This is a genomic window from Acinetobacter sp. USHLN143 (assembly GCF_037145695.1).
Classification (GTDB): domain Bacteria; phylum Pseudomonadota; class Gammaproteobacteria; order Pseudomonadales; family Moraxellaceae; genus Acinetobacter; species Acinetobacter fasciculus.
Genome location: NZ_JBBCWZ010000104.1, coordinates 1 through 6947, shown reverse-complemented (window position 1 = coordinate 6947; position 6947 = coordinate 1). Strand labels below are relative to the sequence as shown.

The 6947-nt window shown below is 43.5% G+C and carries 6 protein-coding genes and 1 tRNA gene; 5 read left to right on the top strand and 2 right to left on the bottom strand.

Going from position 1 to position 6947, the window contains the following annotated elements:
- Positions 1 to 184 precede the first annotated feature (184 nt).
- Complete coding sequence (locus WFH18_RS16145; RefSeq protein ID WP_005252819.1) at positions 185 to 694, bottom strand: DUF1543 domain-containing protein; 510 nt, start codon at positions 692 to 694, stop codon at positions 185 to 187.
- A 484-nt stretch (positions 695 to 1178) separates the two neighbouring features.
- Here WFH18_RS16145 and WFH18_RS16140 point away from each other — a divergent pair, with 484 nt between their 5' ends.
- Entirely contained in the window at positions 1179 to 3416 is a 2238-nt protein-coding gene (locus tag WFH18_RS16140; RefSeq protein WP_121979804.1) for an NADP-dependent isocitrate dehydrogenase, read from the top strand.
- Between the two features lie 233 nt (positions 3417 to 3649).
- Here the strand turns inward: WFH18_RS16140 and WFH18_RS16135 are convergent.
- Positions 3650 to 3736 (bottom strand) — tRNA-Leu (locus WFH18_RS16135).
- A gap of 167 nt (positions 3737 to 3903) precedes the next feature.
- On the opposite strand from WFH18_RS16135, the gene queA reads away from it, so the two are divergent.
- The 4 genes from queA (at position 3904) to WFH18_RS16115 (ending at position 6844) form a co-directional block, all read left to right on the top strand.
- Positions 3904 to 4938: a tRNA preQ1(34) S-adenosylmethionine ribosyltransferase-isomerase QueA gene (gene queA, locus WFH18_RS16130; protein ID WP_004645165.1), complete on the top strand. Its 1035-nt coding sequence runs from the start codon at positions 3904 to 3906 to the stop codon at positions 4936 to 4938.
- Positions 4939 to 4954: 16 nt separating this feature from the next.
- On the top strand, positions 4955 to 5983 hold the full coding sequence (locus WFH18_RS16125) for a hypothetical protein (protein ID WP_121979805.1): 1029 nt from the start codon (positions 4955 to 4957) through the stop codon (positions 5981 to 5983).
- A 49-nt stretch (positions 5984 to 6032) separates the two neighbouring features.
- The gene (locus tag WFH18_RS16120) at positions 6033 to 6602 is read left to right on the top strand and encodes a LemA family protein (protein WP_004733752.1); all 570 of its coding nucleotides are present in this window, start codon (positions 6033 to 6035) and stop codon (positions 6600 to 6602) included.
- A gap of 113 nt (positions 6603 to 6715) precedes the next feature.
- On the top strand, positions 6716 to 6844 hold the full coding sequence (locus WFH18_RS16115) for a hypothetical protein (protein WP_336755259.1): 129 nt from the start codon (positions 6716 to 6718) through the stop codon (positions 6842 to 6844).
- The last annotated feature ends 103 nt before the right edge of the window (positions 6845 to 6947 follow it).

The following is a 6947-nucleotide window of genomic DNA, read 5'->3' as shown; positions in this document are numbered from 1 at the left end:
AGAAGAAATTATTTAGACCAGTTATCAAAAACTTCATTGATGACTTTATTCTCGATAAAAATCATCTGCTACCACAGAGAATCTATAAATAATAGTGCGTAAGTCCTATTTTGATAAAGAGATTTTTTAAACCGCTTATCGAATCATCAAGCCAGCCGCAAGTTTAATTCAATCGCAAACTGCTTTAAATCGTGAGATAGGTATTTTCCCAGCGATTGCCGCTAAAACTACCCTCTAGCAGTTGGACGTAGTGGCCATAAACCTGATCGATGGCAATACAGTCATCTACATCCAGCACGCGGTCGGTATGCTGTTTTTGCCAGTGCCGGGCGAAGTAAGCTTTACCGCGCTGTTTAGCGACCATAGCATTCTGCGCAACCACCAACACATAACGATGTAACTCACCAAACTCACGTGGATCATAACCACCCAGATTAATCAGCCAAAGTTTTTCATCGGATTGCTGTGGCTGTGCATCAGTAAATTGCAGCACATAGGACTTGCCCTCGAACTCTAGCCCGTTGATTTGCGCCCAGGCATCAATATGCAAGCCTTTCTGTTCCGCAAACCAGGCATTTTTTAATTGCGGATAGGTATCTTCCAGACTCTCCCCCACAGCCAAAACCACATCATGAACTTCTGTATTGGCACGGGCATGACGACCACCGAGCATTACAATAAACAGGCTGGGCATTACATTTCCTTGTTAGTGTCAATCTTTAAGATCATTTCATTAATGCTTGCCAGTATAGCGCAAAGCTATTCCATGATGATGTAGCCATCTGCCAAGGACAAATTTGCATCATCAGCCTGACTGAATTTGCGCAAAACAGCATGAAGTCATTCGGTACCGATATACATCTCGAGGATCAGTTTAAGTCTATGTCGGACTCAAAAAACCATTTTCAGTGAATACAATTGGCTAGCGAATCATTTCCGATCATTTTCATCAGGATTTACAGCAGAAGATGATTATTTTTTTGTACAAAATATAAACACGGCTAAACCATACAAATCTGTACAAATTTTCACCCAAATTTCAATCTAAAGGCATATTTCGTTGACTGAAATGCGCTGAAAGACGATACTCTCAATGTTTTTATTTAAGCAAATCGGTTCAAAGAGGCTGGGCCAAAAGTTCGGTCCTCAGAAACTCAATCCAACGCAAGGGGCTATATATGGCTGGTGGAAAGTCAACTATCATTTACACACTGACCGACGAGGCGCCATTACTGGCGACTTATTCTCTGCTGCCGATCATTGAGACCTTTACTAAGCCAGCTGGCGTTGAGATCGTCAAAAGTGACATCTCTGTAGCTGTGCGCGTGCTCTCCGAATTTACAGATTACCTAAGCGAAGAGCAAAAGGTGCCTGACACTCTAGCTGAGCTAGGTCGTCTTACACAAGATCCAGACACGAACATTATCAAACTCCCAAATATCAGTGCTTCTGTTGGCCAGCTAACAGCGTGTATCAAGGAACTTCAGTCTAAAGGCTATGCAATCCCTGACTATCCTGAAAACCCGACCACTGAAGAAGAAAAAGCAATCAAGGCACGTTATAGCAAATGTCTTGGTTCAGCAGTAAACCCTGTTCTACGTGAAGGTAACTCAGACCGTCGTGCACCTGCTGCCGTTAAAAACTACGTGAAAAAACACCCGCACTCTATGAGCGAGTGGAAACAGTGGTCGCAAACTCACGTTTCACACATGGACGAAGGTGACTTCTACCACGGCGAAAAGTCGATGACTTTAGACCGCGCACGGAATGTAAAAATGGAATTGATCACCAAGTCTGGTGAAGCGATTGTTCTTAAGCCAAAAGTTGCGCTTCTGGACGGCGAAATCATCGATTCAATGTTCATGAGCAAGAAAGCACTTTGCGACTTCTACGAGAAAGAACTTGAAGACTGTCGTGAAGCAGGCATCCTGTTCTCTTTACACGTTAAAGCAACCATGATGAAGGTGTCTCACCCAATCGTATTTGGTCACTGTGTAAGAATCTACTACAAAGAAGCATTCGAAAAACATGGCAAGCTTTTTGATGAGCTTGGCATTAATGTCAATAACGGTATGGCGGGTCTTTACGAAAAGCTTGAAACTTTACCAACCTCTGTACGTGAAGAAATCATTGCTGATTTACATGCTTGTCAAGAACACCGTCCAGCTTTAGCGATGGTTGATTCTGCAAAAGGCATCACTAACTTCCATTCACCAAACGACGTGATTGTAGATGCTTCTATGCCTGCAATGATTCGTGGTGGCGGTAAAATGTGGGGCGCTGACGGCAAGCCTTACGACTGTAAAGCAGTCATGCCTGAATCAACTTTCGCACGTATTTACCAGGAAATGATCAATTTCTGTAAATGGAATGGCAACTTCGATCCAAAAACCATGGGTACTGTACCTAACGTTGGTTTGATGGCGCAAAAAGCGGAAGAATACGGTTCACACGACAAGACTTTCGAAATTCCTGAAGCAGGTGTTGCGAACATCACTGACCTAGAAACAGGCGAAGTGTTGATGTCACAAAACGTGGAAGAAGGCGATATCTGGCGTATGTGTCAGGTGAAAGACGCACCGATCCGCGACTGGGTAAAACTTGCAGTTACTCGTGCACGCAACTCTGGCATGCCGGCAATCTTCTGGCTTGACCCGTACCGTCCACACGAAAACGAACTGATCAAGAAAGTTGAAAAATACCTGAAAGATCATGACACCACTGGTCTTGACATCCAGATCATGTCACAAGTACGTGCAATGCGTTATACGCTTGAACGTGTTGCTCGCGGTCTAGATACTATTTCTGTAACAGGTAACATCCTGCGTGACTACCTGACTGACTTGTTCCCAATCATGGAACTTGGTACTTCTGCGAAAATGCTTTCTATCGTGCCTTTGATGGCTGGTGGCGGCATGTACGAAACAGGTGCAGGCGGTTCTGCGCCTAAACACGTACAACAGCTTGTAGAAGAAAACCACTTACGCTGGGATTCTTTAGGTGAATTCTTGGCTCTTGCTGTATCTCTTGAAGAGCTTGGCATCAAAGAAGACAACGCACGTGCGAAACTTCTTGCGAAGACACTTGACCAGGCAACAGGTCAACTTCTTGACAACGACAAGTCTCCTTCACGCCGTACTGGTGAACTAGACAACCGTGGCAGCCATTTCTACCTTGCTAAATTCTGGGCTGAAGCACTGGCTGCTCAAGACGAAGATGCTGAACTTAAAGCGAAATTTGCGCCGATTGCTCAAGCACTTGCTGACAACGAAGCGAAGATTATTGCTGAGCTGAACGAAGTTCAAGGTAAATCTGTAGACATCGGTGGTTACTACGCAGTAGATCCAGCGAAAGTGGGTGCAGTAATGCGTCCAAGCGCTACATTAAACTCAATCCTTGAGTCTTTTGCTGCGTAATCGCATGAAAGCTTAAAGATGATTTAAAAAACCGGTCCTTGGGGCCGGTTTTTTTATATCTTGAGTTTTTCACCCAGGGATTTATGCAGGTACTTATTTGCCAAAGTAATCGGATATTCCAAAACACAAACAATTTAAAAGGTACAGTTGAAATGATGCATCATTTTAATTTTTATAAATTTCAGGCAATAAAAAACCCCAAGACTGAATATGCTTGGGGTTTTTTAGAATTTTGGTCCCGAGGGTCGGACTCGAACCGACACGTCATCTCTGACAGCGGATTTTGAGTCCGCCGCGTCTACCAATTTCACCACCTCGGGAGTGGATGAAAGGTATAATACGCGATTTCTCAGCACTGTCAACGCAGAATATTTACATTTGTTTATTTTTAAAACAAATCGCATTTTTTCGTTTTAAAATCGAGCAATTCCCGCCATAAAAAAGAAAAAAGTTTATACTAGCCGCAGTTTTTTTAGCGTAAATCATCATGCAACTTTCTGATTTTAATTTTGATCTCCCCGATGAGCTGATTGCTCGCTACCCACTGGAAACACGCAGTGCCTCTCGCCTGTTGCACCTCGATGCCCAAGGTCAATATCATGACCATCAATTTACCGATATTCTGGATTTACTTGAAGACGGCGACTTGTTGGTATTAAACGACACCAAAGTCATGAAGGCCCGTTTAAAAGGTAAACGTGCTTCAGGCGGTGCGGTAGAAGTGCTGGTTGAGCGTATGCAAGATCGCTTTATTGCCTATTGTCATATTAAGGCCAGCAACACTCCGAAAGCCGGTGCAGAACTTTTTATTGGCCCGGATGCAGTGAAAGTGACCGTACAAGGCCGTCATGAAAATCTGTTTATTGTAGAATTTTCACAACCAATTCTCGATGTGCTGGATCAATACGGCGCCTTGCCGATTCCGCCTTATTTCAACCGTGAAGCGGAAGAGATTGATACTGAACGTTATCAAACCGTGTTTAATGACCCAACCAAACTGGCCAGCGTTGCAGCACCTACTGCCAGCCTGCATTTTGATGCCGATCTGTTGGCAAAATTGGAAGCCAAAGGGATTCAAAAAACTTTTGTGACCCTACATGTTGGTGCAGGTACTTTCCTGCCAGTGCGTACCGATGATATTCAAAATCACATCATGCACAGCGAATGGTGCGACGTCCCTGAAACTGCGGTCGAGATGATTCGTCAGACTAAAGCCCGCGGTAATAAAGTCATTTCTGTAGGCACGACTGCCACCCGTGCAGTCGAAAGTGCAGCACAAGCACATAACGGTGAACTGGCAGCCTGGACAGGTGATACCCAGATTTTCATCTATCCGGGTTATCAGTTTAAAGTGGTCGATCGTTTGATCACTAACTTCCATTTACCAGAATCGACCCTGTTAATGCTTGTATCTGCCTTGTCCAACCGTGACAATATTCTCAATGCTTATAAGCATGCAGTAGACAGCAAGTATCGCTTCTTCAGTTATGGCGATGCCATGCTGATTGATCAGGCGAAATAAGCGAGAACCATTGCCCATGCCGATCGAGTCTGTACAACAGTCCATTCATATTCGCCGCAAGAAAAATGCAGTGGTGTTTCAAAATATCGCTCGGCTTTGGGATCTGGGTCAACAGGCCAAAACGCATCAGCAATTGCTGGATGGGCTGCATCCCTGGAATGGCCCGATTACGCTCAAGTTTGAAAATAACCTGCCGCTTGCGCTTGCCGGAATTGGGCTTTTTCTGATTGGCAGCATTTTTATTGCGCCGGGAAATATCTGGATTCAGGGCAGTGTTTTTCTCGGCTGTCTCTGTATCTTCTGGGCCTATATTTGCTATGAACAGCAGCAGCCCTTAGAGGAAGTCATTGCTTTTCTGGAAGAACAGGCACTGGCCAAAAAATATCAGCTTGCCTTTCTAAAACAGCCACTGCATATTTCCATGCCACTCAATCCCCTGCACTTTATCCGGCATTTAAAACAATTATTTCCAGTATTCAATCAAGGTTCGTTGAGTAATGAGATTCAGCGTTATGCCAGCACGGTCTGGGAAGATGAAAACGGCCAGCAACATCAGGTACTACTCTTCCAATACCACTATATTGATGAAGTACAGGCCAGAAACAAAGAGGGCCAACCGGTTAAACTGATGCAGGTCCACAAAGACCTGTGGGGCGTATTTGTGTTTGATATCCAGATTCAGGGACTGGCGGTCACCACTTCCAGAAAGAAATTTTATTATCCTTATAGCTATCCCTGGCACAGCAGCGATATTCGCACCAACCAGAGATTAAGCTTTTATGGCAGCGATCCGATGCAAACTGCCAAATTACTCAGTCCGGGTTTTGTGCTGCGACTGGCCGACTTTTTTGAACAGCGTCAGGGTGATTTACTGTTTCACCCAGAAAATAAAATGCTGTGCTATCTGGGACCCCATGATTTATTTCAGGTATCGAGCAAGCAGCAGAATATTAGCGATATTTCCACATTGCGCGGCCACCTGAGAACGTTTAAATTAAAACAGCTCGAAAACTTACAACATGATCTGCTGCAGTTTTTAAAATAAATTTTTCGCATCATTTTTTAAATATAGATATAGCTTGGGGAGATCTCGGATGGGATTTTTGATTTTATGTTTGATCATTGTGGCGCTGATTGTCACGATTATCATGATCCGCAACAGTATTATCCGTCATCATAACGCTACGATTCGTGCCTGGTCGGATGTCGCCAGTTACGAACGGCAAAAACTGAAAATTCTGGATGGGCTGCAACCGCTGGTCGAGCAATACTCGAGTTTCGAAAAAGGCACGCTGGAAAAAGTCACCGAACTGCGTCAGAACATCATGAACCTGAATATCAAGGATGCCGATATTGGACAATTACAACGCATTGAAAGTCTGAACAAACAGTTAATGCATAGCCTGAATGTCGTGATTGAAAATTATCCGGAACTGAAAGCCAATGACATCTATCTGAAAATGATGGCTGAAATTGAAGAACAGAATGAAAATGTCGGTGCGGCGATTACGATTTATAATCGCAATGTCGAACTGTTTAACAACCAGATCCAGATTTTTCCGCATAACATCATTAACAATATGTTGCTCAGAAAAAAAGTGGTACGTCCATTCCGTGATCAAAGCGTGACACAGAATTTTGATTACCGTCCGAACTTTCACTGAGTGAACAGCAAGATCTGATAAAATTTTGCATCCTTGGCGCATTAACTTATTATAAAAATAGCCAAGGATGCGGCTGTACCTATCTAAAACTTATAAAATAAAGAATAAAAATTATGCTGGATTATTTAGAGCACTTGCAACAGACGCTGGTCGAGGAATTTTATCGGCTGTATGACCGTTATCAGGATGATCAAATCTATGCCTGTAGTCTGGTCTTTGACGAATTTTTACTACTAACCTGAGTTCGATATAAAAAAAGAGTAGAAAAAAAGCCCTGTTTTTGTAACATATTGGTTCTCAAGACAAAATGTTATAAAACAAGGCTTCTCAATGGATCATATTACC